Origin of the sequence: Ralstonia flaminis (assembly GCF_958415495.1) — a bacterium.
GTDB classification, from domain to species: Bacteria; Pseudomonadota; Gammaproteobacteria; order Burkholderiales; family Burkholderiaceae; genus Ralstonia; species Ralstonia flaminis.
In genome coordinates this window covers 159,289-184,727 of sequence record NZ_CATZLL010000008.1, presented here as the reverse complement: position 1 = coordinate 184,727, position 25,439 = coordinate 159,289, and the positions used below count along the sequence as shown (strand labels likewise).

The following is a 25,439-nucleotide window of genomic DNA, read 5'->3' as shown; positions in this document are numbered from 1 at the left end:
TTTGAGAAGCCGATGAACCTATAAAATACGGATTCGCCACGATTCCCGTGGCAACCGCACTCAGCACCCATGTTACGTTTAAGTGAAGTCAAACTCCCTCTGGACCATGCCGAAGACGATCTTGACGCCGCAGTTCTCGCGCGCCTCGCAGATCTCGGCGTAGCGGCAGACGGGCTCGTCCGTTACACCGTATTCCGCCGTGCCCACGATGCACGCAAGCGCTCGGATATCAAGCTGACCTATATCGTCGACGTCGAAGTCAAGGACGAGGCGGCCGTGCGCAAGCGGATCGCCGGCACGCCGCATTGCGGGGTGACGCCGGACATGACCTACCGTTTTGTCGCGCGGGCACCCGAGCACATGACGCGCCCGCGTCCGGTGGTGATCGGCATGGGGCCGTGCGGTTTGTTTGCTGGGCTCATCCTCGCGCAGATGGGGTTCCGTCCCATCATCCTCGAACGTGGCAAGGCCGTGCGCGAGCGCACCAAGGACACCTTTGGCCTGTGGCGCAAGTCCGTGCTCAACCCGGAATCCAACGTGCAGTTTGGCGAAGGCGGCGCTGGGACGTTTTCCGACGGCAAGCTGTACAGCCAGATCAAGGATCCGCACCACTACGGCCGCAAGGTGCTCGAGGAGTTCGTCAAGGCGGGCGCACCGGAAGACATCCTGTATCTGAGCCGGCCGCACATCGGCACGTTCCGCCTCGTCAGCATGGTGGAAAAAATGCGCGCGACCATCCACGAACTGGGCGGCGAAGTGCGTTTCGAAACCCGGGTTGACGATATCGAAATCGATCAGGGCAAGGTGCGCTCGCTCAAGCTCTCGAACGGTGAAACGCTGCGGTGCGACCACGTCGTGCTGGCCGTTGGCCACAGCGCCCGCGACACGTTCCAGATGCTGCACGATCGCGGTGTTTATATCGAAGCCAAGCCGTTTTCACTGGGTTTTCGCATCGAACATCCGCAGGGGCTGATCGATCGCGCCCGCTTCGGCAAGTTTGCGGGCCACAAGGAACTCGGCGCGGCCGACTACAAGGTGGTCCACCACTGCAGCAATGGCCGGGCGGTCTACAGCTTTTGCATGTGCCCTGGCGGTACGGTGGTCGCGGCAACCTCCGAGCCGGGCCGCGTGGTCACCAATGGCATGAGCCAGTACTCCCGGGCCGAGCGCAACGCGAATGCGGGCATCGTCGTCGGCATCACGCCGGAAGACTATCCCGGCGGGCCACTGGCGGGCATCGCGTTCCAGCGCAAATGGGAAGAGCGGGCATTCGAACTCGGCGGCGGCGATTACCGCGCGCCGGGCCAGTTGGTCGGCGATTTCATCGCAGGCCGGCCATCGACGTCGCTCGGCACCGTGGAGCCGTCGTACAAGCCGGGCGTGAACCCGACCGATCTCAGCACGGCGCTCCCTGACTACGTGATCGAAGCCATCCGTGAAGCACTTCCCCAGATCGATAGGAAGATCACGGGCTTCGCGATGCACGATGCCGTGCTCACCGGCGTGGAGACGCGCACGTCATCACCGATCCGGATTCGACGCAAAGACGATTACCAAAGCATGAACGTCGAAGGTCTGTATCCGGCCGGCGAAGGCGCCGGGTATGCCGGTGGTATCTACTCGGCGGCCATCGATGGCATTGAAGTGGCGCAAGCAGTGGCACTCAATCTGACATCGACACACGCGTCCTGATGTGTGGATGCAGGGCGCGGTAACGGTCAACTCGGCCGAGAGCTATGACACCGCATGCCACGCTGGGGTCTCTGGTGAAACATCAAAGAAAAACGCGCCAAGGTTACCCTTTGGCGCGTTTTTCCTTTGCTGCCTGGCAGACGCATCTTCACGCGTTCGCATTGCCCTCATCCACCGCACGCCAACGTCGCATCGACAGCAACGGCGCAGGCACCCAGCGATCCAGCGACTTGAACAGCAAGACGAGGACACCCGACCCCGCCAACACGGCCGCCGTATTTGCCAGAGCAGCCGGATAGCCGATCTTCGCCACATTCAAGAACGGATAGGGATACCACCCACTCAACGCGCCATGCATGAAGGTGTACGCAAGCCACGCCGCCGGCCAGATCAGCGATAGCGCCACGGTCGACCACCCGATGCGGGGCCGGGGACCAAACAGCAGCCAGCCGACAAGCGCCATCCATGGCGAGACGTAGTGAAAGCCGTCTGACGCCAAGCGCGCCAACCCCGTTGCCTTCGAGATCGGCGCGAGCACGATGTGAAACACCAGCCCCGTCGTTGCGATGCCGAGCAAGCCATCCAGCCTGAGTACGCGCCACCATTTGCCGTCTCGCGCAGGGTCCATCACGAGAGAGATGGCAGCCACCGCAACCAGGATGTTGCTTTGGATGGTGAAGTAGCTGAACAAGCGGACAAGTCGCGTTGCAAGCGAGACCTGGCTACCCACACCGCTGGCGGTCAAGGTGACTTGCACGATCAACGCAACGACAATGACGGCGGCCAACACGGCATGCCATGCCCGTGCCAGCCGCACCGGTGATGCATTGATCGGCTCAGCCATGCATCAGGCCATCCACTTGCGTGCGTTGCGGAACATGCGCATCCACGGGCTGCTGCCGTCGCCGGCGGCTTCCCATTCCTTCGGATGCCAGCTCATCTGCACCGCGCGGAACACGCGTTCCGGGTGCGGCATCAGCGCGGTGAATCGACCGTCGTGCGTCGTCACCGAGGCAATGCCCTGCGGCGAGCCGTTCGGGTTCAACGGGTACGCTTGCGTGACCTGGCCGCGGTTGTCGACATAGCGCAGGCCGACAGCCACCTTGTCGATGTCGCCTTGTTGCGAGAAGTCGGCATAGCCTTCGCCGTGCGCGACGACGATGGGGATGCGGCTGCCCTCCATGCCCGCGTAGAAGATCGATGGGGACGCTTCCACCTGCACCGTCACCAGACGGCCTTCGTACTGCTCCGACTGGTTGCGCGTGAACTTCGGCCATGCACCGGCGCCCGGGATGATCGGGGCGAGGTTCGCCATCATCTGGCAGCCGTTGCACACGCCCAGCGCGATCGAATCGGTTCGGTTGAAGAACGCCGCGAACTGCTCGGCGAGCATGCTGTTGAAGAGGATCGTCTTCGCCCAGCCCTCACCCGCGCCAAGCACGTCACCGTAGCTAAAGCCACCGCACGCGACGAAGCCCTTGAAGCTGGCGAGGTTCGTGCGGCCTGCCAGCAGGTCGCTCATGTGGACGTCGTAGGTGTCGAAGCCGGCCTTGTCCATCGCGTAGGCCATTTCCACCTGCGAGTTGACGCCCTGCTCGCGCAGGATCGCCATGCGCGGGCGGGCGCCCGTGGCGATGAACGGCGCGGCCACGTCTTCCGCAATATCGAACGTGAGCTTGGGCGAAATGCCTGGGTCTTCGGCATCCAGGAGGATGTCGTACTCGCTCTGCGTGCACTCGGGGTTGTCGCGCAGGCTGGCGATGCGCCAGGAGACATCCGTCCAAGTGCGTTGCAGCTCGATGCGTGAGGCACTGAACACCTTCTTGGCATCGCGCCAGATTTCAATGTGGCCGTTGGCGTTGGGCGCGCCGATCACGTGGCTGCAGCCAGACAGGCCATGCTCACGCAGCACCGCGAAAACCGCATCGCGCTGGGCCAGCGGCACTTGAATGACGGCGCCGAGTTCTTCGGCAAACAGCGCGCGCAAGGTCAGGTCGGCGCGGCGGCCGGAGACCTGCTGCGCCCAGTTCTTGGCATCGCCATGATCGGCTGCGTCGTCAAGCGTGAGCATATCGACGTTGATCGACACGCCGCAGTGGCCAGCAAACGCCATTTCGCAGACGGTCGCCCACAAGCCGCCGTCGGAGCGGTCGTGGTAGGCCAGCAGCGCACCGCTGGCATTCAGTTGCTGGATGGCCGCGAAGAAGCGCTTGAGGTCTTCGGCGTCGTCCACGTCCGGCGCGCTGTTGCCGATCTGCTGCGTGACCTGCGCCAGAATGCTGCCGCCCATGCGGTTCTTGCCGCGGCCGAGGTCGATGAGGATCAGCGTGGTGTCGACCGGTGCGTTGGCCGATTCGACTTGCTTGAGTTGCGGCGTAAGCGTCTTGCGCACGTCCGTCACCGGCGCGAAGGCCGAGACGATGAGCGACACGGGTGCCACGACTTCCTTCGCAGCGCCCTCGTCTTCCCACTTGGTGCGCATCGACAACGAGTCCTTGCCCACCGGAATGCTGATACCCAGCGCCGGGCACAGTTCCATGCCGACGGCCTTGACGGTGTCGTACAGGCGGGCGTCTTCGCCGTTCACGCCGCAGGCCGCCATCCAGTTGGCGGACAGCTTCAGTTGCGTGAGCGAGTCGATGGGCGCGGCGGCGATGTTGGTGATGGACTCACCAATCGCCATGCGGCCCGATGCGGGCGCATTGATGACGGCCAGCGGCGTGCGCTCGCCCATCGTCATCGCCTCGCCGGCGTAGCCCTTGAAGTCGAGCGTGGTGACGGCCACGTCAGCCACCGGCACCTGCCACGGGCCGACCATCTGGTCGCGCGTGTTCAGGCCGCCGACGGTGCGGTCGCCAATGGTGATGAGGAACGATTTGCTGGCAACGGTCGGGTGGCGCAGCACATCGCGTGCGACGACTTCCAGGTCCAGACCGGTGACGTCCACGTCCGGCAGTTCCTGCGCCACGCGGCGCACGTCGCGGTGCATGCGTGGCGGCTTGCCGAGCAGCACGTCCATCGGCATGTTGACCGGGTAGTGGTCGGCACCATCCACTGGGGCATCGCTGTCGACCACTTGCAGTTGCTGTTCATCCGTGGCGAAACCGACCACCGAGAACGGCGCGCGCTCGCGCTCGCACATGGCCTGGAAGCGCGGGAAATCGCCCGGGGCAATGGCCAGCGTGTAGCGCTCCTGCGATTCGTTGCACCAGATTTCTGCCGGCGAGAGGCCCGACTCTTCCAGATGCACCTGGCGCAGATCGAAGCGTGCGCCCTTCCCCGCGCCGTCCACGATTTCCGGGAAGGCGTTGGAGATGCCGCCCGCACCCACGTCGTGAATCGACAGGATCGGGTTGTCTTCACCCAGTGCCCAGCACGCGTTGATGACTTCCTGGGCGCGGCGCTGCATTTCGGGGTTGCCGCGCTGGACGGAATCGAAGTCCAGGTCTGCGGTGTTGGTGCCGGTGGCCATCGAGCTGGCGGCGCCACCGCCCATGCCGATGCGCATGCCGGGGCCGCCAAGCTGGATCAGCAGCGTACCGGCCGGCAGGCCGTGCTTGTGCGTGTGGCCGGCGTCGATGTTGCCGATGCCGCCGGCAATCATGATCGGCTTGTGATAGCCACGCACCGTGCCGCCCACGTTCTGCTCGTAGACGCGGAAGTAGCCGCCCAGGTTGGGCCGGCCGAATTCGTTGTTGAACGCAGCGCCGCCGATCGGGCCTTCGATCATGATCTGCAGCGGCGACGCGATGCGGTCGGGCTTGCCGACAGGCCCCGGTGCGGCTTCAGCGGGATTGCGGTGTGCCACGAGCTGGGCTGTATCGCGCGCGTTTTCCCACGATTGCTCGGCGTCCGGCAGCAGCAGGTTCGACACGGTAAAGCCCGTCAGGCCCGCCTTGGGCTTGGCGCCGCGGCCGGTTGCGCCTTCGTCGCGGATTTCACCGCCCGCGCCAGTCGATGCCCCCGGGAACGGCGAAATGGCCGTCGGGTGATTGTGCGTCTCCACCTTCATCAGCGTGTGCGTGAGGGCTTCGCGGCGGCCGTATTGCGGCACGCCCGTCGCGGCCTCGGTACCGGCGTGCGGGAACCAGCGCTCGGCCATGCCCCCTTCCATTACGGCGGCGTTGTCGGAGTAAGCGACGATCGTGCCCTGCGGCGCGAGTTGGTGCGTGTTACGGATCATCGCGAAGAGCGACTTGTCCTGCTGCTCGCCGTCGATGGTCCAGTCGGCGTTGAAGATCTTGTGGCGGCAGTGCTCGCTGTTGGCCTGCGCGAACATCATCAACTCGACGTCGGTCGGGTTGCGTTCGAGCTTGCGGTAGGCGTCGACCAGGTAGTCGATTTCGTCGTCGGACAGGGCCAGGCCCATCTCAATGTTGGCGGCTTCCAATGCTTGGCGACCGCCGCCGATGTCCACAAAGCGCAGCGCCTTGGCGGGCAACACGTCGAACAGGCCGTAACCGGCTTCGCGCGAGTCGATCACGGTTTCGGTCATGCGGTCGTGCAGATGCGCGGCCACGGCGGCGCGGGTGGCGTCGTCCAGATGCTTGGCAGTACCCGTCAAGCTGCGGATGAGGCCCTTCTTGCACGTGACGGTGAATTCCACGCCGCGTTCGATGCGGTGGATTTGCGGCAGCGCGCAGTGGCGGGCGATTTCGGTCGCCTTGCTGGCCCATGGCGAGATGGTGCCAAAGCGCGGAATGACCACAAAGCGGTCGCCCTCGACATCCGCCGGTGCGGGCGAGCCGTAGGTCAGCAGCGCTTGTACACGGGCGGATTCATCGGCCGAGAGTGGCGTGTCAGCGGCCACGAAGTGCAGGTACTGAGCGCTGACGGCTTCGATATCAGGATCGATGCGCTTGAGGGTGGAAAGCAGGCGTTGCTGGCGGAAAGCGGACAGCGCGAGAGCGCCGGGAAAGCACGAGAAATGCGCCATGGTGGGCAAGGCAGGCAGTAGCTGGAAGGAGGGTTTCCCGGCGTGCGCGGGGGCACGCGCGAGAAAGCCGACATTGTACCTTGCCCTGCCCCGCTTACCGAGCCTCAAAGCGCCCCAAAATGCCCTTGCCGAGGCTGAAACCAGCGTTTTACAGCGATGTTGCCGAGCGGGCGGCCTGTTCGTACAGCCCTGTCAGCACGCGCAGCAGGCGTGCCAGCTCGCCAATTTCCGCATTTTCCTCGCCACCGGGCGAGATGTTGCTGGTCAGGCACTGCTCGCGGATCTCGCGGTAGCGGGCGCAGGCCTTTTCACCGGCAGATGTGGTGGTGTAGGTGACTTCCTTGCCGCTGCGCGTGCCCTCCACCAGTTCCATCCCCTGCAGCTTCTTGAGGGAATACGTGACGAGGTGGGTATCTTCCACGTTCAACACAAAGCAGATGTCGGCCAGCCGCTTGGCGCGGCCGCGGTGGTTGACGTGATGCACCACCAGCACATCGAGGAAAGTCAGGTCGCGCACGCCTGCGGCGGCCATGCAGCGCACGCACCAGCGGTTGTAGGCGTTGTAGGCGGTGTTGAGCGCAAACTCGAACTCCGACAACTCCGGGCTGCGCGCCGACACCAGATGCGAGGAAGACACGATCGGCCCGCCCTTGCCTCCTTCATTGGCGGCGGCTTCCGGCAGATCGGTTTTCGGGGTGGAGGGCGATTTAGACATGCGCAACTCAGGGAAAAAGGATCGGAAACAGTCGGAGACGCGGGCTATTGTAAGAGAATAGATCGTCATGTCTGCCCCGGTTAGACCCATCATGTCCGCACATCCGACCTGGCGTGAAATCCTGATCAGCGGCGTTTTGGCCGCGCATCACGGCGCCGACCAGCTCTTCGGCACAGCAGGCGTTCGCGCGTTGGAAGCCGCTGCTTACCGCTCCCTCACCCCCTTCACCCTGATGGCCCGAGCCGGCGAGGCTGCCGCAGACTGGCTTCAGACGCGTGTGCCACACGGCCATCTGCTCTTTATCGCTGGCCCTGGCAACAACGGTGGCGATGCCCTCGTCGCAGCCACTGTGCTGCACCTGGCGGGCCGTGCCGTCACCGTGTGGCTGGCCGCCGATCCGGCCAAGCTGCCCGACGACGCCCGCCGCGCGTGGACCGAGGCGCGCGCTGCCAACGTGCCGATTGAGCTTCTGCACACACCTGCTTCCGTGCCGGCCACAACCACGGCCATCGTCGATGGGCTGTTCGGCATCGGGCTCGCGCGGCCGCTGGCCGGGCTGCATGCGGCGCTAGTCGATACGCTCAATGCCAGCGGCCTGCCGATTTATGCGCTCGACATTCCCTCCGGACTGAATGGCGATACGGGCCAACCGCCGGCGCCAGGATCACCCGTAGTGCATGCACATGCCACGCTCACGTTCCTCGCGGTCAAACCGGGCTTGCTGACCGGCGGCGGCCGCGATGCCACCGGCGACATCGCGCTGGCCGATCTACAGGCCGCACAACCTGCGTACGACGGTGTGATTGAAGCGGAAGCGCTCGTCAACACGCCCGCGCGCTGGCTCGCCCATCTGCCGCGTCGCAGGCACGATGGTCACAAAGGGTCGTATGGCAGCGTGGCGATCGTCGGAGGCGCACATGGCATGGTGGGCGCTCCGCTGCTGACTGCGCGTGGGGCGCTGTACCTGGGCGCGGGCAAAGTGCACGTCGTGTCGTTGGCGGCGGATGCACCGCGTGTGGACTCCGCTCAGCCCGAACTGATGCTGCATGCGTGGGGCGCGCTCGACCTGGACAGCATGCAAGCGCTGGCCGTGGGCCCAGGCATGAGCACTGCCAAGGATGCTGAGGCAGCGCTCGACCATCTGCTGGATCGGATGCTGTCGTCGCGCATCCCCGCCGTGTTCGATGCTGATGCACTGAACCTGTTTGCCAAAGTGCCCGCGCTGCTCACGCATCTGACGCAGTTGGCGCAAAGCGGCGTGCCCGTGGTGCTAACACCCCATCCGCTTGAGGCCGCGCGCCTGCTGCAGCTCGACGCCCAAGCCGTCCAGCGCGACCGCTTGGCCGCCGCCAAGGCGCTCGTCAACCGGACGGGTGCCGTTGTCGTGCTCAAGGGTTCAGGCACAGTGATTGCGGCACCGGGCATGCCACCCGCCGTCAACCCGACGGGCAACGGCGGTCTGGCCTCGGGCGGCACGGGCGACGTGCTCACCGGCATGGTGGGCGCGTTGCTTGCGCAGGGCGTGGCGGCGCGCGAGGCGGCGCTGTCCGCCGTCTGGCTACATGGCCGGGCGGCGGACGATCTGGTCGCTTCGGGCGAGGGCCCGATCGGCCTGCATGCGAGTGAACTGTGCGCCCCGGCGCGACGCGCACTCAACGCACTGCTGGCGTCAGACACGCGCGGATAGAAAGGCGCCATGTTGCGCCGTTATACTGCGCATTCGTTTTTGCTACTCAATGTCATACCGCATGCCCACAGCCTTTCCTGCCTGGCAATCCCTGACGCAACATGCCCAAACCATCCGCGCCGCCCATATGCGCGATTGGTTTGCCGCGCCGGACGCCGAGGAACGGGTGCGCGCCTTCACCCTGGAAGCTGCTGGCCTAACGGTCGACTACTCAAAAAACCGCATCACATCCGACACGCTCGCCCTGCTGCTGCAATTGGCCGATGAAGCGGGCGTGCTCACGCTGCGCGACGCCATGCTGCGCGGCGACCGCATCAACAACACCGAGCACCGCTCTGTCTTGCACGTCGCCTTGCGTGGCCGCGCAGAAGACGACTACCGTGCCGACGGCGAACCCGTCATGCCCGAGGTGCTGCGCGTGCGTGCCCAGATGCACGATTTCGCCAACCGCGTGCACAGCGGCGCCTGGACAGGCCACTCCGGCCAACGCATCACGGACATCGTCAACATCGGCATTGGCGGCTCAGATCTTGGCCCCCGTATGGTGTGCCGCGCGCTCGACCATCTGGCCGTGCCACAGGTGCGCGTGCATTTCGTCTCGAACGTCGACGGCACAGATCTGGCCGAGACGCTTGACCACCTGAACCCTGACACCACGCTCGCCATCGTCTGCTCCAAGACGTTCACCACGCTTGAGACGATGGCCAACGCGCATAGCATGCGCCGCTGGTTTGTCGAGCACGGCGTGGCGGAAGATCAGCTCAAGCACCACTTCGTTGCGGTCTCCACCAACCGCGAAGCCGTCGCCCAGTTCGGCATTGACCCAGACCACATGTTCACCTTCTGGGACTGGGTGGGCGGGCGATTCTCGCTGTGGTCTGCGGTGGGTCTGTCGATCGTGCTGGCGATCGGGCCGCAGCAGTTCGAAGCGATGCTCGACGGCGCGCGCGCAATGGACCGCCATTTCGCCACAGCCGCGCCGCGCGAGAACCTGCCGCTCATTCTCGGGATGTTGTCGGTGTGGTATCGCGGCTTTTTCAACGCAGCAAGCGCCTGCACGGTGCCCTACTGCGCGCCGCTGGAACTGCTGACCGACTTCATGCAGCAACTGGAGATGGAGAGCAACGGCAAGTCGGTCCAGCGCACGGGCGCTGCCATTGATACTGACACCGGCCCCATCGTCTGGGGCACGGCGGGCACCAATGGCCAGCATGCGTACTTCCAACTGATCCACCAAGGCTCGCAGATCGTGCCGGTGGATTTCATCACCACACTGGAGCCGGTGCGCAATCTGCCCGGCCACCATGCCAAGCTGCTGGCCAACTGCTTTGCTCAGGGCGAAGCACTGCTGCGCGGCCGCACCGCGGATGAAGTCCGTGCGGGCGGTGTGACTGACGAGGCGTTGGTGCCGCACATGGTGTTTGAGGGCAACCGCCCGAGCACGACCATCGTGATGGAGCGTCTCGATGCTGCATCATTTGGCGCGTTGATCGCCTGCGCTGAGCACCGGACCTTTGTGCAAGGCGCGGTGTGGAACATCAACTCGTTCGACCAGTGGGGCGTGGAGTTGGGCAAGAAGCTCGCCAAGCCAATCCAGGCGGAGCTGGAAGGCGCCCCGGCCTCGGTAGCGCATGACGCATCGACAGCTGCGCTGATCCACCGCGCCAAGACAGCGCTCTAATCGATCAAAGCGATCAAAGCTCGGTGACGGACTCGTCGCCGACCAGGTGACCCGCTTCAATGGTGAGGATGCGGTTGCAGCGTGCCGCCACAGAGCGGTCATGCGTGACCAGCACCAGCGTAGAGCCAGCGCTCTGATTGAGCTCGAACATCAAGGCGATGACCGCTTCACCGGTGGCGGTGTCCAGGCTGCCGGTCGGCTCATCCGCAAACAGGATGTCCGGCTCGGTCACGAATGCGCGGGCCAGTGCCACACGCTGCTGCTCGCCGCCCGACAGCGTCTTCGGATAGTGGGAAAGCCGCGCACCGAGGCCGACACGTTCCAGCAGCGTCGTGGCGCGACGGCGCATTTCCGCAGCGCCCACATCGCCTTGCAGTTCGAGCGGCAGCATCACGTTCTCCAACGCAGTCAGATGCGGCAGCAACTGGAACGACTGAAACACAAAGCCCACGTGACTGCCGCGGACGGCTGCGCGGCCATCCTCATCCAGCCCGAACAAGTCATGACCCAGCAGCTTGACCTTGCCAGCGCTCGGCAGGTCCAACCCTGCCAGCAACCCCAGCAACGTCGATTTGCCCGAGCCCGACGCGCCAACGATGGCCAGCGTCTCGCCCGCCTCCACACGGAAGCCAACATCGCTCAGAATAGGCAACTCACCGGTGGCATCGCGCACGGTCTTGTGCAGCGAATCGACTTCAATCACCCAGTTAGCGGAAGACGACATGATTGGACAGGTAGGTAGTAGAAGGCGCAGCTTGAAGGCACTGGTAGCGGTACTCAGCTGCTCTGTGATGGGCATACTGCCCGTCGCGCAAGCAGCGGCACAAGGCGCGCCCGTAGCGCATCGCGTGGTGGTGCTGGGCGATAGCCTGTCGGCGGGATACGGCCTGGCGCAAGGCACTGGCTGGGTCGCACTGCTCGACAAGCGCCTCAAAGAACGGAAGCCCGATTATAGCGTCGCCAATGCAAGCATCAGCGGCGATACCACGGCCGGTGGCCGCTCACGCCTGCCCGCCGTGCTGGCGCGCGAGAAGCCCTCTGTGGTAATCGTGGAGCTAGGCGGCAATGACGCACTACGCGGCCTGTCACTCGCCTCCAGCGAGGCCAATCTGAAGGCAATGATCGATGCCTCACAGGCGGCAGGCGCCAAGGTGCTACTGGTCGGCATGCGCATTCCGCCCAACTATGGGCCCGACTACAGCGACCGGTTCTTCGCCATGTACGGCAAGCTGGCGCAGCAGTACAAGCTGCCACTGGTGCCCTTCCTGCTAGAGGGCGTGGCACAACGTCCCGACTGGTTCCAGGAGGACCGCATTCACCCGATCGCCGCGGCTCAACCGACGATGCTCGAGAACGTCTGGCCCAAACTGGAACCTCTGCTGAAGGCGCGGGTCGGACGGTGACGGCCCACCCGCGCCGACTTGCTCGCTAGAAGCTCGACGCGCATCACAGCCGCATCTCATACGGGGGAATGCCATGAAGCTTTTGACCGGCGCGCTGCGTGCGGCGCGAGATAACAAACGGTTCCTGGTCGGCATGTCGCTGCTGTTTGCCTTCCGGGCCTGCATTGCCGACTGGGCAGTGGTCCCCAGCGGCTCGATGAATCCAACGCTCATCGAGGGCGACTATATTCTGATGAACCGGCTGGCCTACGGTATACGTGTGCCTGCCACGACCGTCTGGCTCAAGCGTGGCGACGAGCCAAGGCGCGGCGATGTCGTCGTGTTCTCATCGCCCGAAGATGGCACGAAACTCGTCAAGCGCCTGATTGGTCTGCCCGGCGATGTTGTCGAGATGCGCGGCGAAGCGCTTTTCATCAACCATCAGCGCATCGCATACACGTCGCTCCCGACGTTGCCCCCGGTGCATTGCCACAAGCCACTGCAGCCTTGCCACACGAACTCTGGTCTGAGGCCCTGCCGGGGCAGGCGCACCCTGTGATGGTCTTGCCTGACGTGGCCGCGCTACGCAACTTTGGCCCAATCACCGTGCCGACAGACCACTACCTGATGCTCGGCGACAACCGCGACAACAGCCACGACTCGCGCTACTTCGGGTTTGTCCCACGCAAGAACCTGATTGCGCGCGCCTCGCACGTAGCCGTGTCATTCGATCCGGACCGCTGGTATCTGCCACGTCTCGCGCGTATCGGTAAACCATTGAACTGACCGTGCGCCTGTAGGCATAAAAAAGCCCCCTCAATTGAGGGGGCTTTTTGTCTGGCCAGCGATGATGCGTCTAGCTCAGTCATCTCCCGAACTGGACGGCTTGGCAGCGTCGATCACGCTGCTGTTGATCTTCACCTTCGAGCGGGCCTTCAACGCTTCGTAGTAGGCATTGAAGTCGGTCTGGCCAGCGGCTTGCGCCAACTGCTGTGCATCGGCAGCGCGGCGGGCTTCATCCACATTGGCTGGCGGCAGCACCTTGTTGATGCGGTACAGCGCATAGCCTTGGGCGCCCAGATCAACACCGATGGTGGTCGGCAGCTTGGTGGCATCGGCACGCAGGATGGCTGTGAGCGCCGGCGCCGGCGTGCCCTGAGCCTGCTGACGCGACACCGCCTGCGCAGCGCTGAAGCCATCTGCGCTGTTGCTCTGCTTGACTGCAGCCAGCTTCTCTTCACCGGCCTTCTTGGCCAGCGCAGCTGCCTGCTCAGCAATTACCTTGGCCTTGACCTGTTCACGCACATCAGCCAGCTTCTTGACCGTCGCCGGGCGATACTCCGCCGCACGTGCTGCCACCAGCGTGGTCGGACCAACCTGGATGGCTGCCGTATTGCGATGGTTCTTGATGACGTCATCGGCAAACAGCGCCTTGAGCACCTTCTCGTTGCCGATCGGGCTGCCCGACTGCGCAGGGCTTGGCGTGCGCGTGACGTTGTCAGCGGTTTGGATTTGCAGCTTGAGCTTGTCGGCCACCGGCTTCAGGCTGTCAGACTGATCTTCAACTGCGTTGGAGAACGCGTCGGCCAGTTCGGTGTACTTCTTGTTGGCCAGTTGCGTGCGCACTTCGCGCTCCAGTTCCGGCTTGACGGCTTCCAGCGGCTGCACACCACCGCCCTTCACTTCCTCAAGCTTGATGATGTGGAAACCGAAGTCGCTCTGCACGACATCGCTGATGTCGCCCGGCTGCTTGAGCGCAAACAATGCGTTCTCGAACGGCGGAACGGTCGCGCCCTTGGCCAGGAAGCCCAGTTCACCGCCTTGCGCGGCCGAGCCCGGATCGCCCGAGTACTTCTTGGCCAGTTCAGCGAAGCTCGCCGGGTTCTTGCGCACTTCAGCCAACACTTCTTCGGCCTTCTTCTTGGCGGCGTCCTTGTCGGCAGGCTTCGCGTTGTCCGGCAGCTTGATCAGGATGTGCGCAGCGCGGCGTTCTTCCTGGGTCTTGAAGCGCGCGGCGTTCTGATCGTAGTACTCCTTGATCTGCTCGGGCGTGACCGGAATCTGCTTCATCATGTCTTCGCCCGAGAACACGACGTACTCGGCCTTGACCTGCTCCGGCACCGAGAACTCTTGCTGGTGCGCGTCGTAGTAGGCCTGGATGGCCTTGTCGTCAACGGTGACCTTGGCAGCGTAGTCGGTCGGCTTGAACACCAGGGCCTGTACTTCGCGCTGCTGGTCACGCACCTGGATGAGGTGGTCCACCAATGACTTGGGCACAAAAGCCGTCGACACGATCGACTGCGGAATCTGCTGCTGCGCGAGCTCAAAGCGCAGGTTGTTTTCCAACTGCTCGGGCGTCATGTTCTGCGCAGCCAGCAGTTGCACGTAGGCCTGCTCGTCGAACGAACCATCCGGCTTGCGCAGCGCTGCCACGGCCGGGATTTGCAGAATCGTGTCGCGAATCTTATCGTTCGAGACGCTCAGGTTGGCACGCGCGACCTCATTGGACAGCACACGCTGCTGAATGATGCCGTCGAGCACATCACGACGCATCTGCGGGCCTTCGAACTGACGCGGGTCGTACTGCGCGCCAAGCATCTGGCGCAGGCGGTCGGTCTGTTCGCGCACGCGATTGTCGACCTCGGCGGTGGTGATGACCTTGCCGTCAACCTTGGCTGCGTCGTGCGAGCTGTCCATGAAGCTCGAATAGCTTTGCACGCCAAAAAACACGAACGAAGGGAACACCAGAATCAGCAGCACCAGAAACATCAAGCGCCGATGCGTACGTACGAATTCAAGCATGCTGGACCGGAGTGAATAGAAGATGGGAAATCCGGCGATTCTATCAGGTGCCGTAGACATCCCGGACATTCGCGGCGCAGTGTTCAGGCATCACCTGCAACACATCTGCCGTAGAAAAGACAAAGGCCCGAACAACGTCGGGCCTTTGCTATGTTCTGGCGGAGCGGACGGGACTCGAACCCGCGACCCCCGGCGTGACAGGCCGGTATTCTAACCGACTGAACTACCGCTCCAGATTGGGTCGGACTGCACGACGCACGGAGCGGCATTGCGAACGATGGTGGGTGCTGAGAGGCTCGAACTCCCGACCCGCGCCTTGTAAGGGCGCTGCTCTACCAACTGAGCTAAGCACCCGTTCGCATTGCCGGCACAGGCCGGACTGTCCGGCGCTCACATTCGTTGTCACCCGAATGTTGTGAGCACCAAAGCCCGCTAGTTTAGCGCATCTTTTAGCGCTTTGCCAGGTTTGAATTTCGCAACTTTGCCGCCTTCGATTGTGATGGTGGCTCCGGTGCGCGGATTTCGTCCGTTGCGCGAAGATCGCTTGCCGACCAGAAACGTGCCAAAACCGACCAGCGTCACTGATCCGCCGTCGCACAACGCATCCTTGATACCGCCGATCAGCGCGTCGATGGCACGCCCGGCCGCGGCTTTTGACATGTCAGTCTGCGCCGCCACATGGTCGATGAGATCTGTCTTGTTCATCGCGCCACCTCCCCGAACACCCGCTTAGTGTGGATTTATTAAAGTGGCCGCCAATCGACGTGTCAAGGCGAAGAGACCAACGTTGAACACGCCGGCTGCATCGCACACAACCCAAAGAAAAAGGGCCCGAACAATGTCGGGCCCCCTTCAACTCAAGCAGCCTGCCGCATCAGTGATGCAGCATTTCCTGCGTCTTGCCGTCATCCGCCTTGGCAGCTTCAGGTGCAGGCTTGGCCTCCTCTTCCGGTAGCGGCTCAGGCTTGCGCACCAGCGCGAGTTCCAGCACCTTATCAATCCAGCGCACCGGCTGGATCTCAATGCTGTTCTTCACGTTGTCCGGAATGTCCGCCAAGTCCTTGACGTTCTCTTCCGGAATCAGCGCCAGCTTGATACCACCACGGTGTGCGGCCAGCAGCTTTTCCTTCAAACCACCGATCGGCAGCACTTCGCCGCGCAGCGTGATCTCGCCGGTCATCGCCACATCGGCGCGCACCGGAATACCGGTCAGCACCGACACCAGCGCCGTCGTCATCGCGATACCTGCCGACGGGCCGTCCTTGGGCGTCGCGCCTTCGGGTACGTGGATGTGGATGTCGCGCTTCTCGAACATTTCATCCTTGATACCCAAGCGCGCCGAACGTGAACGCACCACCGAACGCGCGGCCTCGACCGACTCCTTCATCACGTCGCCCAGCGAACCGGTGCGGGTGATGTTGCCCTTGCCCGGCATCAACGCAGCTTCAATGGTCAGCAGATCGCCACCCACTTCCGTCCACGCCAGACCCGTCACTTGGCCCACCTGGTCTTCCTTGCCGGCCAGACCAAAGTCGAAGCGACGCACGCCGAGGAATTTGTCCAGGTTGTCCGAATCCACCTTCACGGACGTGCCGGCTTCCTTCTTCAGCAGCAGTTGCTTGACGACCTTGCGGCAGATCTTCGAGACCTCGCGCTCCAGCGAACGCACGCCAGCTTCTCGCGTGTAGTAGCGGATGATGTCTCGCAGCGCGCCTTCGGTCACCTCGATCTCGCCATCCTTCAGACCGTTGTTCTTGATCTGCTTGGGCAGCAAGTAACGGCGAGCGATGTTGACCTTCTCATCTTCCGTGTAGCCCGACAGACGAATCACTTCCATCCGGTCCAGCAACGGCGCCGGAATGTTCAGTGAGTTCGACGTCGCCACGAACATCACGTCTGACAGGTCGAAATCCACTTCGATGTAGTGGTCCTGGAACGTGTGGTTCTGTTCCGGGTCCAGCACTTCGAGCAGCGCCGACGACGGATCACCGCGGAAATCCGCGCCCATCTTGTCGATCTCGTCGAGCAAGAACAGCGGGTTGCGCACGCCAACCTTGGTCAGGCTCTGCAGGATCTTGCCCGGCATCGACCCGATGTAGGTACGACGGTGACCACGAATCTCGGCTTCGTCGCGCACACCACCCAGCGCCATGCGCACGAACTTGCGATTCGTTGCACGCGCCACCGACTGCCCGAGCGAAGTCTTACCGACGCCCGGCGGCCCCACGAGGCACAGGATCGGCGCCTTGAGCTTGTCGACGCGCTGTTGCACCGCGAGGTACTCAAGAATGCGTTCCTTGACCTTCTCCAGACCATAGTGGTCTTGGTCCAGCACCTGCTCGGCATTCGACAGGTCGTTGTTGACCTTGCTCTTCTTGCGCCACGGCAGACCAACGAGCGTGTCGATATAGTTGCGCACGACCGTCGCCTCCGCCGACATCGGCGACATCAGCTTGAGCTTCTTGAACTCGGAGTCGGCCTTCTTCTTGGCCTCCTTGGGCATGCGGGCGGCCTTGATCTTCTTGTCCAGCTCTTCGAGATCGGCGCCTTCTTCGCCTTCGCCCAATTCCTTCTGGATGGCCTTGACCTGCTCGTTCAGGTAGTACTCGCGCTGGCTCTTTTCCATCTGGCGCTTGACGCGGCCACGAATGCGCTTTTCCACCTGCAGGATGTCAATCTCGCCTTCCAACTGCGACAGCAGGCTCTCCAGACGTTCAGTCACATTGAACATCTCGAGGATCTTCTGCTTCTGCTCAAGCTTGATCGGCAGATGGGCGGCGATGGTGTCAGCCAGGCGACCCGGCTCGTCGATACCCGACAGCGAGGTCAGGATCTCCGGCGGGATCTTCTTGTTCAGCTTCACGTACTGATCGAACTGCGACACGATGGCGCGACGCAGCGCCTCGGTCTCGGCCGATTCAGTCGGTTCCGGGCCGACGGGCACGGCTTCGCAGAAGAAGTGCGATTCGTCGTCGGTCACGGTCAGGATATTGGCGCGCTGCGTGCCCTCGACCAGCACCTTCACGGTGCCGTCCGGCAGCTTCAGCATCTGCAGGATGTTGGCGATACAACCGATCTCGTAGAGGTCCTTATCGGTCGGCTCATCCTTGGCCGCTGTCTTCTGCGCGACCAGCATGATGCTCTTGCCCGCCTCCATCGCGGCTTCCAGCGCCTTGATGGACTTGGGGCGCCCCACGAACAGCGGAATCACCATGTGCGGAAACACCACCACGTCACGCAACGGCAACAGCGGCAGGCGAATCTGCTCAGCGGGTAAAAGTTGGGTTCCGGACATTATTTTCCCCAGAAAGTCATGTAAGGGCTAAATTGGGCGCAGCAACGGTTTTACAAGACCGCCACCGCAAGTCGCATGCCGACCCGGTTTCCCGAAGCAAAAAAAGCCGCTCGCGTGCGAACGGCTTCCTGCATGGGACGCATACGGCGCATCCCGGCCGGGCATTCGCGTCAGTTGGAACCTGCAACCTTGGGTTGCTCTTCGTACATCAGCAAGGGCTTGCCATCGCCGGAGATCGTGCTTTCGTCGATCACCACCTTCTGCACACCCTTGTGGTTGGGGAGGTCATACATCACATCCATCAAAGCGTGCTCGACGATGGAACGCAGACCGCGCGCCCCCGTCTTGCGCTTGATCGCCTTGCGGGCGATTGCCGTCAGCGCGCTCGGACGAATTTCCAGTTCCACCCCTTCCATGGCCAGCAGTTTCTGATACTGCTTGACGATTGCATTCTTAGGCTCGACCAGGATTTCCATCAAGGCAGCCTCGTCGAGCTTGGCCAGCGTTGCCACCACGGGCAGACGACCGATCAGCTCGGGAATCAGACCGAACTTGATGAGATCTTCCGGCTCCACCTGCGGCAGCACTTCGTTGACGTCGCGCTCTTCCTTGCTCTGCACCTCTGCGCCGAAGCCGATCCCAGTCTTGTCGGAGCGCTGGCGGATGATCTTTTCCAGACCATCGAACGCGCCGCCACAAATGAACAGGATGTTGGTGGTGTCGACCTGCAGAAAGTCCTGGTTCGGATGCTTGCGGCCACCTTGCGGCGGCACGGACGCCATCGTCCCTTCGACAAGCTTCAGCAGCGCCTGCTGCACACCTTCCCCAGAAACGTCCCGGGTGATGGATGGGTTGTCAGACTTGCGCGAAATCTTGTCGATTTCGTCGATGTAGACGATGCCGCGCTGGGCCTTGTCCACTTCGTAATTGCAGTTCTGCAGCAGTTTCTGGATGATGTTTTCGACATCTTCGCCCACGTAGCCGGCTTCGGTCAGCGTGGTGGCGTCGGCGATGACGAACGGCACGTTCAGCAAGCGTGCCAGCGTTTGCGCAAGCAGGGTCTTGCCCGAGCCAGTCGGCCCGATGAGCAGGATGTTGCTCTTGGACAGCTCGACATCATCCTTCTTGCCGAGGTGCTTCAACCGCTTGTAATGGTTGTAGACCGCGACCGCCAGAATCTTCTTGGCCTGCTCCTGACCAATCACATATTGATCAAGGCTTTGGCGAATCTCATGGGGGGTGGGAAGATCGGACTTTACCGCAAGACCACCTTCCTTCTCGGTGATGGCGGCTTCGTCCCGGATGATTTCATTGCACAGGTCGATACATTCATCGCAGATGAAGACCGAGGGGCCGGCAATCAGTTTCTTGACCTCATGCTGACTCTTGCCGCAGAACGAGCAGTACAGCAGCTTTTCGCCAGTCGAGCCTTTCTTGTCCGCCATAACGATAACCAGTAGTTCCTGGCAGCATCATACGCCAAATTATCTGGCGACGACCCGCAGGAGTTGCACAAAGCAAAAACGAGGCGCGAAGCCTCGTTTTTGACACCGCTTGATATAGCCGGCGCGGCTCAGTCGGTGTGCGGCCGGGGGTGACCCGAAGCGCACCGAGAACCGCGTTCACCCATCACTTAACGCTTGCTGATGACCTGATCGATCAGACCGTATTCCTTGGCCTGTTCGCTACTCATGAAATTGTCGCGGTCCGTGTCACGGGCGATCTTGTCGACCGGCTGGCCGGTCGCTTCCGACAGCACCGTGTTCAGGCGCTCGCGCAGGTACAGGATTTCACGTGCCTGGATCTCGATGTCCGAGGCCTGACCGCGCGCGCCACCCAACGGCTGGTGGATCATGATGCGCGAGTTCGGCAGCGCCAGGCGCTTGCCCTTCGCACCAGCCGCCAGCAGGAACGCGCCCATGCTGGCAGCCATGCCCATGCACAGCGTCGATACATCCGGCTTCACAAACTGCATCGTGTCGTACATCGCCAGGCCCGACGATACCGAGCCGCCCGGCGAGTTGATGTACAGCGAGATGTCCTTGTCCGGATTCTCGCTTTCCAGGAACAGCAGTTGTGCAACCACGAGGTTGGCAGTCTGGTCGTTGACCTCGCCCACCATGAAGATCACTCGCTCCTTGAGCAGGCGCGAGTAGATGTCGTAGGCGCGTTCGCCGCGGCCCGACTGCTCGACCACCATCGGCACCAGACCGAGCCCCTGCGTTTCAAGCGCAGAAGCCTGGGTACGGGCAAGTTGGTCGATCAGTTCATTGCGGATCATGCGGTTCTCCGGTGCGTGGATCGATCGAATCAGCCTTGCGCCGGGGTGGCGGTCAGCTCTTCGAACGACACAGCCTTGTCAGTAACCTTGGCCTTGTCGCACACAAAATTTACCACGTTGTTTTCGAGCACGTAGGCTTCCATCTCGGCCAGACGCTGTTGGTCGCCGTAGTACCAGCGGATGACTTCCTTCGGATCTTCATAGCTCTTGGCGAACTCTTCGATCTCAGCCTTGATCTGCTCTGGCTTGGCTTCCAGGTTGTTGGCCTTGACGACTTCGGCCAGCACCAGACCCAGCTTCACGCGGCGCTCGGCCTGTTGCGTGAACATCTCAGCCGGGATCGGCATGTTCTTGGCATTCGGCATGCCGCGTTGCTCAAGGTCGCGACGGGCCATTTCGACCAGGCGCTCTTGGTCTTGTTCGACCAGCGACTTCGGCACGTCCAGCTCTGCCACCTTCAGCAGCGCTTCCATGACTTGGTCCTTGAGCAGCGCGTGGGTGCGGCGCTTGACTTCACGCTCGAGGTTTTCGCGGATGTCGGCGCGCATCTTGTCGAGGTTGCCGTCGGCGATGCCCAGCGACTGGGCGAAGGCTTCGTTGACTTCCGGCAGGTGCGCCCACTCGACTTGCTTGAGCGTGACGGTGAACTCAGCCGTCTTACCGGCCACGTCCTTGCCGTGGTAGTCCTCGGGGAAGGCCAGCGGGAACACCTTCGACTCGCCCTGCTTCAGGCCCAGCGTCGCTTGCTCGAACTCCGGCAGCATACGGCCTTCACCCAGCACGAAGCTGAAGCCTTCAGCCTTGCCACCGGCAAATTCCACACCGTCGATCTTGCCAACGAAGTCGACCGTCACGCGGTCGCCGTTTTGTGCAACGGCAGCGCCGCCATCACCGTGCTCACCAGCCTCGCCACGCGGGTGGTAGTGCACGCGTTGCTTGCGCAGGATGTCGAGGGTCTTGTCGATTTCAGCGTCGGTGATCTCGGTCTTGGTGCGGGTCAGTTCCGCGCCGGCCAGATCGCCCAGCTTGACTTCCGGATACACCTCGAAGGTGGCGTCGAATGCGACTTGGTCGTCAGCCACGCCCTCGGTCTTCAGCTCGAAGCGCGGTTGGCCAGCAACCTTCACGCCTTGCTCATTGGTGATGTCGAAGAACTGGCGGGCAGCCTTGTCGTAGCGCACTTCAAACTCGACTTGTTGGCCGTACTGTTTCTCGACCATCTTCATCGGGACCTTGCCTGGGCGGAAGCCCGACATCTTGACGGTCTTGGACAGACGCGCCAGACGGCTTTGCTTCTCTTGCTCCACTTCGGCCTTCGGGACGGCCAGGGTCACCTTGCGATCGAGTTTGCCGAGGTTTTCGATAGTCGACATGGTCGTAATTCCAGATTCAGTAGAAAGTTGCGTCGAACGGCGCAGCGCCAGCAGCAGCCGTGGTTCAAAGTTCTTGGTCTTGCCGGGCTTGCGCGGATGCGACGCGAGGGCCGCTCAGGTGAAACTTCGGCGGCTTAAACGGGTGCAACAGGCGCGTTCGGGCTGGCAAACGCAAAACGCATATTATGGCATGGAACGCTCACCGGCCCTGATTTTTTGGGTCAGAACGCTTGGAAACCCCTTCAAACAGCGGGTCAGTCGAGCGTATCGGCCGCTTCAGTTTCAGCGGGTGCAGCGCCCTGCCCGCGCCCGTGTCCATGCTGCAACGCACGCAGGACAAAGCGCCCTGGATCGAGCGCCGCTGCAAGGTCAACTTCCAGCGGCAGCGGGCCGCCGTCGATCTGCGCGGCGAGCAATTCCGCCCCCAGGACGGACCATGTAAGGCCGCGCGAGCCATATGCAAGTGCGGCATACAGCCCCGGCACGCGAGGAAGTTGCGCATGCGGCCCTCGCAGGCGAAAACCCGGCGCCATAGCCACTGCCTCATCGACCACCGCACCGATCAGCGGCAAGCGGTTGGCGGACACGCACCGCACCCCAACATACCCATGCAGTTGCGCCGGGTCCAGCCGCGCCAGCGCCCGCGACTGCTGCGGCTGCATGCCTGCCAGCCGCTTCAGGTTGGCGGCGTGATCGCTGGCGCGCTCGGCCAGATCAGAATCGCCCGGTTGGAACGACGAGCCGATCCGCACAGATGTCGCATCGGGCTCCGCCGGCAACAGGTAGCCATCACCGCACACCACGGCCTTTGGCCAAGCAGCCCCCGGTTCAAGGCTGGCGAGGGGCACATCCGTGAGCTGGCCGCGCACCGGCTTGAGCGACGCAGAGGACAGCGGCGCCAGCCGGGTCGCATCCAGACTATTGGCGAGGATGACGACCGGCGCGCTGGCAATCACGTCATCGTGCGCGTCGAGCGCTTGCCACTGGCCACCCACTTCGCGCAGCGATTCGACACGGGTGTTCCAGCGCGCATCAATTGCGTTTGCGGCGGCGATGAGGTTCGCCCGGCAGACATCGGGCGGCGCCACCCAGCCAGCCTGCTCGAACCACCAGCCACCCTGCGGCACGCTCGCGCCCACGCGTTCAGCCGCCTGGCTGGCAGGCAGCCAATCGATGTAGCTGGTGGGGTACCCGAGCGCCTGTACAACGCGCTGCTGCTCAGCGGCATCGCCTTCGTGCTCTGCGAGCTGCAGTACGCCGGTTGGCTGGAAGCCAGTAGCAAAGCCCGCGCGGTCGAGTGCGTCCCACTGCCGACGTGCGAGCAGATTGCCGGCGCGCGACAGGCGTGAGAGCACGCTGTCATCGATGGACACGTGGGGATGCATGGCCGCAGCACGATGCGCTGATGTGCCACGGGCGGGGCCCTCGTTCGCATCGATGAGCGTGATGCGCCAGCCGCGTACAGCGAGGCGTTCCGCGACGGCGCAACCGGCCAGCCCGGCACCGAGGACGATGGCGTGGCGCTCAGACCAAACCGGCGCTTCGACCGGGCCACGCCGCGTCTTCCAGTGCGTTGGAAATTGCGCGACTGTCATATCGCGCTTGATGCCGAAGCCCGGTGCCTTGCGCGCCTCGAAGCCGGCTTCCTGCAGGCCGCGCCGTACAAAGCCTGCTGCCGTGTACGTTGCCAGCGTGGCGCCAGCGCGGGCGACACGCGCAAGCTGCTTGAACACGCGCGGCTGCCAGAGATCGGGGTTCTTGGCGGGCGAGAAGCCATCCAGATAAAACGCGTCAGCGGCGCAGGACAGCTGTGGGAGCATCTCCATCACATCGCCAAGCAGCAGCGTGAGCGTGACACGGCCTTCATCGAAGACGAGGCGATGCACGCCGGGCACGGGTACGGGCCATGACTGCCGCAACGCTTCGCCCAGCGGCGCAAGCACACCGTCTTTCGGGTGCACGACAGACAAGCCCGCCCGGTCGAACGGATGCTTCTCGACGGAAACGAAATCGAGCCGTGCGCAACGCTGCGGATCGTCACGCCACGCTGCCCACGTCGCCAGGAAGTTCAGTCCCTGGCCGAAACCGGTCTCGACGATGGTGAAGGCGCCCTTGCCCTGCCACGCGCCCGGCAGCCCGTTGCCGCCCAGGAAGACGTGCTGTGCCTGCGCGAGCCCACCTTCGGTGCTGTGATAAACGTCGTCGTATTGCGCGGAGAACGGCGTGCCGTCCGACGTGAGCTGGGGCGTGGCGAGAGCGAGGCCGCGTGGCATGGAACACCTGGGGAAAGAAGCGACGGATTGTACCGCCGCCCTCCCCGCACGCCTTGATCTGACGCAGGTGCGCGCGGCTATACGTCGGCGACCGGCAGCGTACCCATCATGCGGCGATACCACGCGTGGAAATGCTGCATGCCGTCTTCCAACGGCGACTGGTACGGGCCGGTTTCTGACACACCGCGCACCATCAGTGCACGACGGCCTGCGTCCATGCGCTCCCCAATCTCGTCGTCTTCGATGCAGGTTTCCATGTAGGCCGCGCGCTGCGCTTCCACGAACTCGCGCTCGAATGCAGCGATCTCTTCCGGGTAGTAGAACTCGACCACGTTGACGGTGTCCTGCGGCCCTTTTGGGTACAGCGTGGAGAGCACCAGCACGTGCGGATACAGCTCGATCATGTGAGTCGGAAAGTACGTCACCCAGATCGCACCGAAATCGGGCGATGTGCCCGAGCGATAGTCGAGCAGCCGGTCATGCCAGGCGCCGTACACATCTGAGCCCGGTTGGCTGAGTGCCTGATGGATGCCAACGCGCTGCATGCTGTACCAGTCTGCAAACTCCCATTCAAGGTTGTCGCACGTGACGAAATGGCCGAGGCCGGGGTGGAACGGCGCGACGTGGTAATCCTCCAGGTAGACCTCGATGAAGGTCTTCCAGTTGTAGTTGCATTGGTGGACTTCCACGTGATCGAGCACGTAGTCGCCGAAGTCGAATTCGGGCCGTGCGAATAGCGGCGCCATGTCGTGCGCCGGGTCGCGAGGCCCTTCGAACAACAAGCCGTGGCAGTTGCGCAGGGTGAAGCGCTGCAGGTTCTTGCACGGTGTGCTGGTGAACTGCGGCGCGCCAATCAGCTCACCGCGCTCGGTGTACGTCCAGCGGTGCAGCGGACAAACAATGTTGCCGCCGGCAGCCCGCAGGTTGCCGGTGGCATTGGCAGGGCCGGTCACGTTGCCGGCCTCCCCGCCGAGAATGAGCGCCTGCCGGTGGCGGCAGACGTTGGACATCAGTTCCACGCCGCCCGCATTGCGCACCAGCACGCGGCCGCCGTCTTCCTGGGCGAGGCGACGCCAGTCACCAGGTTCGGGCACGGCTTTTTCATTGCCGATATAACAGGCGGATTGCTTGAAGATGGTTTCCAGTTCGCAAGCGAACAAGGCGTCGTCGAAGTACGCGGCGACGGGCAATTGGGTGTGCGCCGGCATCACGTGAGCCAGGCGTCCGACATCGGTCATCGGGGTCTCCAACACGGTGCGGCGGGCGGTTCAGTGTTCACGTTGAACCGGCATCCGCCCCATCAGGTATCGGGGGAAATGCGC

The 25,439-nt window shown here is 63.1% G+C and carries 16 protein-coding genes, 2 tRNA genes and 1 pseudogene; 5 read left to right on the top strand and 14 right to left on the bottom strand.

What is annotated here, in order from left to right; translation table 11 throughout:
• The first annotated feature begins 69 nt into the window (after nt 1-69).
• Nucleotides 70-1,692: an NAD(P)/FAD-dependent oxidoreductase gene (locus R2N11_RS14415; protein ID WP_316681502.1), complete on the top strand. Its 1,623-nt coding sequence runs from the start codon at nt 70-72 to the stop codon at nt 1,690-1,692.
• A gap of 148 nt (nt 1,693-1,840) precedes the next feature.
• Here the strand turns inward: R2N11_RS14415 and R2N11_RS14410 are convergent, their stop codons facing one another.
• The 3 genes from R2N11_RS14410 to R2N11_RS14400 all read right to left on the bottom strand — a co-directional run bounded on the left by R2N11_RS14410 (nt 1,841) and on the right by R2N11_RS14400 (nt 7,343).
• On the bottom strand, nt 1,841-2,536 hold the full coding sequence (locus tag R2N11_RS14410; protein WP_316681501.1) for a Pr6Pr family membrane protein: 696 nt from the start codon (nt 2,534-2,536) through the stop codon (nt 1,841-1,843).
• Nucleotides 2,537-2,539: 3 nt separating this feature from the next.
• Nucleotides 2,540-6,628: a phosphoribosylformylglycinamidine synthase gene (gene purL / locus R2N11_RS14405; RefSeq protein ID WP_199031738.1), complete on the bottom strand. Its 4,089-nt coding sequence runs from the start codon at nt 6,626-6,628 to the stop codon at nt 2,540-2,542.
• 148 nt (nt 6,629-6,776) lie between these two features.
• The gene (locus tag R2N11_RS14400; protein WP_199031739.1) at nt 6,777-7,343 is read right to left on the bottom strand and encodes a winged helix DNA-binding protein; all 567 of its coding nucleotides are present in this window, start codon (nt 7,341-7,343) and stop codon (nt 6,777-6,779) included.
• A 91-nt stretch (nt 7,344-7,434) separates the two neighbouring features.
• Between R2N11_RS14400 and R2N11_RS14395 the strand changes: the two genes are divergently transcribed.
• Both R2N11_RS14395 and pgi read left to right on the top strand, forming a co-directional pair.
• Nucleotides 7,435-9,030, top strand: a complete 1,596-nt coding sequence (locus R2N11_RS14395; RefSeq protein ID WP_316681500.1) for an NAD(P)H-hydrate dehydratase — start codon at nt 7,435-7,437, stop codon at nt 9,028-9,030.
• Nucleotides 9,031-9,091: 61 nt separating this feature from the next.
• Complete coding sequence (pgi, locus tag R2N11_RS14390; RefSeq protein WP_199031741.1) at nt 9,092-10,711, top strand: glucose-6-phosphate isomerase; 1,620 nt, start codon at nt 9,092-9,094, stop codon at nt 10,709-10,711.
• A gap of 13 nt (nt 10,712-10,724) precedes the next feature.
• On the opposite strand, the gene R2N11_RS14385 is transcribed toward pgi, so the two are convergent.
• A complete protein-coding gene (locus R2N11_RS14385) occupies nt 10,725-11,435 on the bottom strand; it encodes an ABC transporter ATP-binding protein (RefSeq protein WP_316681499.1) in 711 nt (236 codons plus the stop codon).
• 67 nt (nt 11,436-11,502) lie between these two features.
• On the opposite strand from R2N11_RS14385, the gene R2N11_RS14380 reads away from it, so the two are divergent.
• Both R2N11_RS14380 and lepB read left to right on the top strand, forming a co-directional pair.
• Nucleotides 11,503-12,114 carry an arylesterase gene (locus tag R2N11_RS14380; RefSeq protein WP_199031743.1) on the top strand — a complete coding sequence of 204 codons (612 nt, stop codon included), beginning with the start codon at nt 11,503-11,505 and terminating at the stop codon, nt 12,112-12,114.
• A gap of 73 nt (nt 12,115-12,187) precedes the next feature.
• A pseudogene (lepB, locus tag R2N11_RS14375) lies at nt 12,188-12,879 on the top strand (signal peptidase I).
• Nucleotides 12,880-12,954: 75 nt separating this feature from the next.
• Here the strand turns inward: lepB and R2N11_RS14370 are convergent.
• The 10 genes from R2N11_RS14370 to R2N11_RS14325 all read right to left on the bottom strand — a co-directional run bounded on the left by R2N11_RS14370 (nt 12,955) and on the right by R2N11_RS14325 (nt 25,355).
• Complete coding sequence (locus tag R2N11_RS14370) at nt 12,955-14,895, bottom strand: SurA N-terminal domain-containing protein (RefSeq protein WP_316681498.1); 1,941 nt, start codon at nt 14,893-14,895, stop codon at nt 12,955-12,957.
• 156 nt (nt 14,896-15,051) lie between these two features.
• Nucleotides 15,052-15,128: transfer RNA gene (locus R2N11_RS14365), tRNA-Asp, on the bottom strand.
• Between the two features lie 45 nt (nt 15,129-15,173).
• Nucleotides 15,174-15,249, bottom strand: a tRNA-Val gene (locus tag R2N11_RS14360).
• Nucleotides 15,250-15,327: 78 nt separating this feature from the next.
• Entirely contained in the window at nt 15,328-15,600 is a 273-nt protein-coding gene (locus R2N11_RS14355; RefSeq protein ID WP_021194571.1) for an HU family DNA-binding protein, read from the bottom strand.
• A 169-nt stretch (nt 15,601-15,769) separates the two neighbouring features.
• Nucleotides 15,770-18,190, bottom strand: coding sequence for an endopeptidase La (gene lon / locus R2N11_RS14350; RefSeq protein WP_199031746.1), 2,421 nt, complete (start codon nt 18,188-18,190; stop codon nt 15,770-15,772).
• Between the two features lie 170 nt (nt 18,191-18,360).
• Nucleotides 18,361-19,635 carry an ATP-dependent Clp protease ATP-binding subunit ClpX gene (clpX, locus tag R2N11_RS14345; RefSeq protein WP_316681497.1) on the bottom strand — a complete coding sequence of 425 codons (1,275 nt, stop codon included), beginning with the start codon at nt 19,633-19,635 and terminating at the stop codon, nt 18,361-18,363.
• Between the two features lie 188 nt (nt 19,636-19,823).
• Nucleotides 19,824-20,471 (bottom strand): ATP-dependent Clp endopeptidase proteolytic subunit ClpP, encoded by a 648-nt coding sequence (gene clpP, locus R2N11_RS14340; RefSeq protein ID WP_048932465.1) that lies wholly within the window; start codon nt 20,469-20,471, stop codon nt 19,824-19,826.
• A 29-nt stretch (nt 20,472-20,500) separates the two neighbouring features.
• Nucleotides 20,501-21,844, bottom strand: a complete 1,344-nt coding sequence (gene tig / locus R2N11_RS14335; RefSeq protein WP_199032995.1) for a trigger factor — start codon at nt 21,842-21,844, stop codon at nt 20,501-20,503.
• A gap of 254 nt (nt 21,845-22,098) precedes the next feature.
• On the bottom strand, nt 22,099-24,117 hold the full coding sequence (mnmC, locus tag R2N11_RS14330) for a bifunctional tRNA (5-methylaminomethyl-2-thiouridine)(34)-methyltransferase MnmC2/FAD-dependent 5-carboxymethylaminomethyl-2-thiouridine(34) oxidoreductase MnmC1 (RefSeq protein ID WP_316681496.1): 2,019 nt from the start codon (nt 24,115-24,117) through the stop codon (nt 22,099-22,101).
• 77 nt (nt 24,118-24,194) lie between these two features.
• On the bottom strand, nt 24,195-25,355 hold the full coding sequence (locus R2N11_RS14325; protein ID WP_316681495.1) for an aromatic ring-hydroxylating oxygenase subunit alpha: 1,161 nt from the start codon (nt 25,353-25,355) through the stop codon (nt 24,195-24,197).
• Nucleotides 25,356-25,439: the final 84 nt, after the last annotated feature.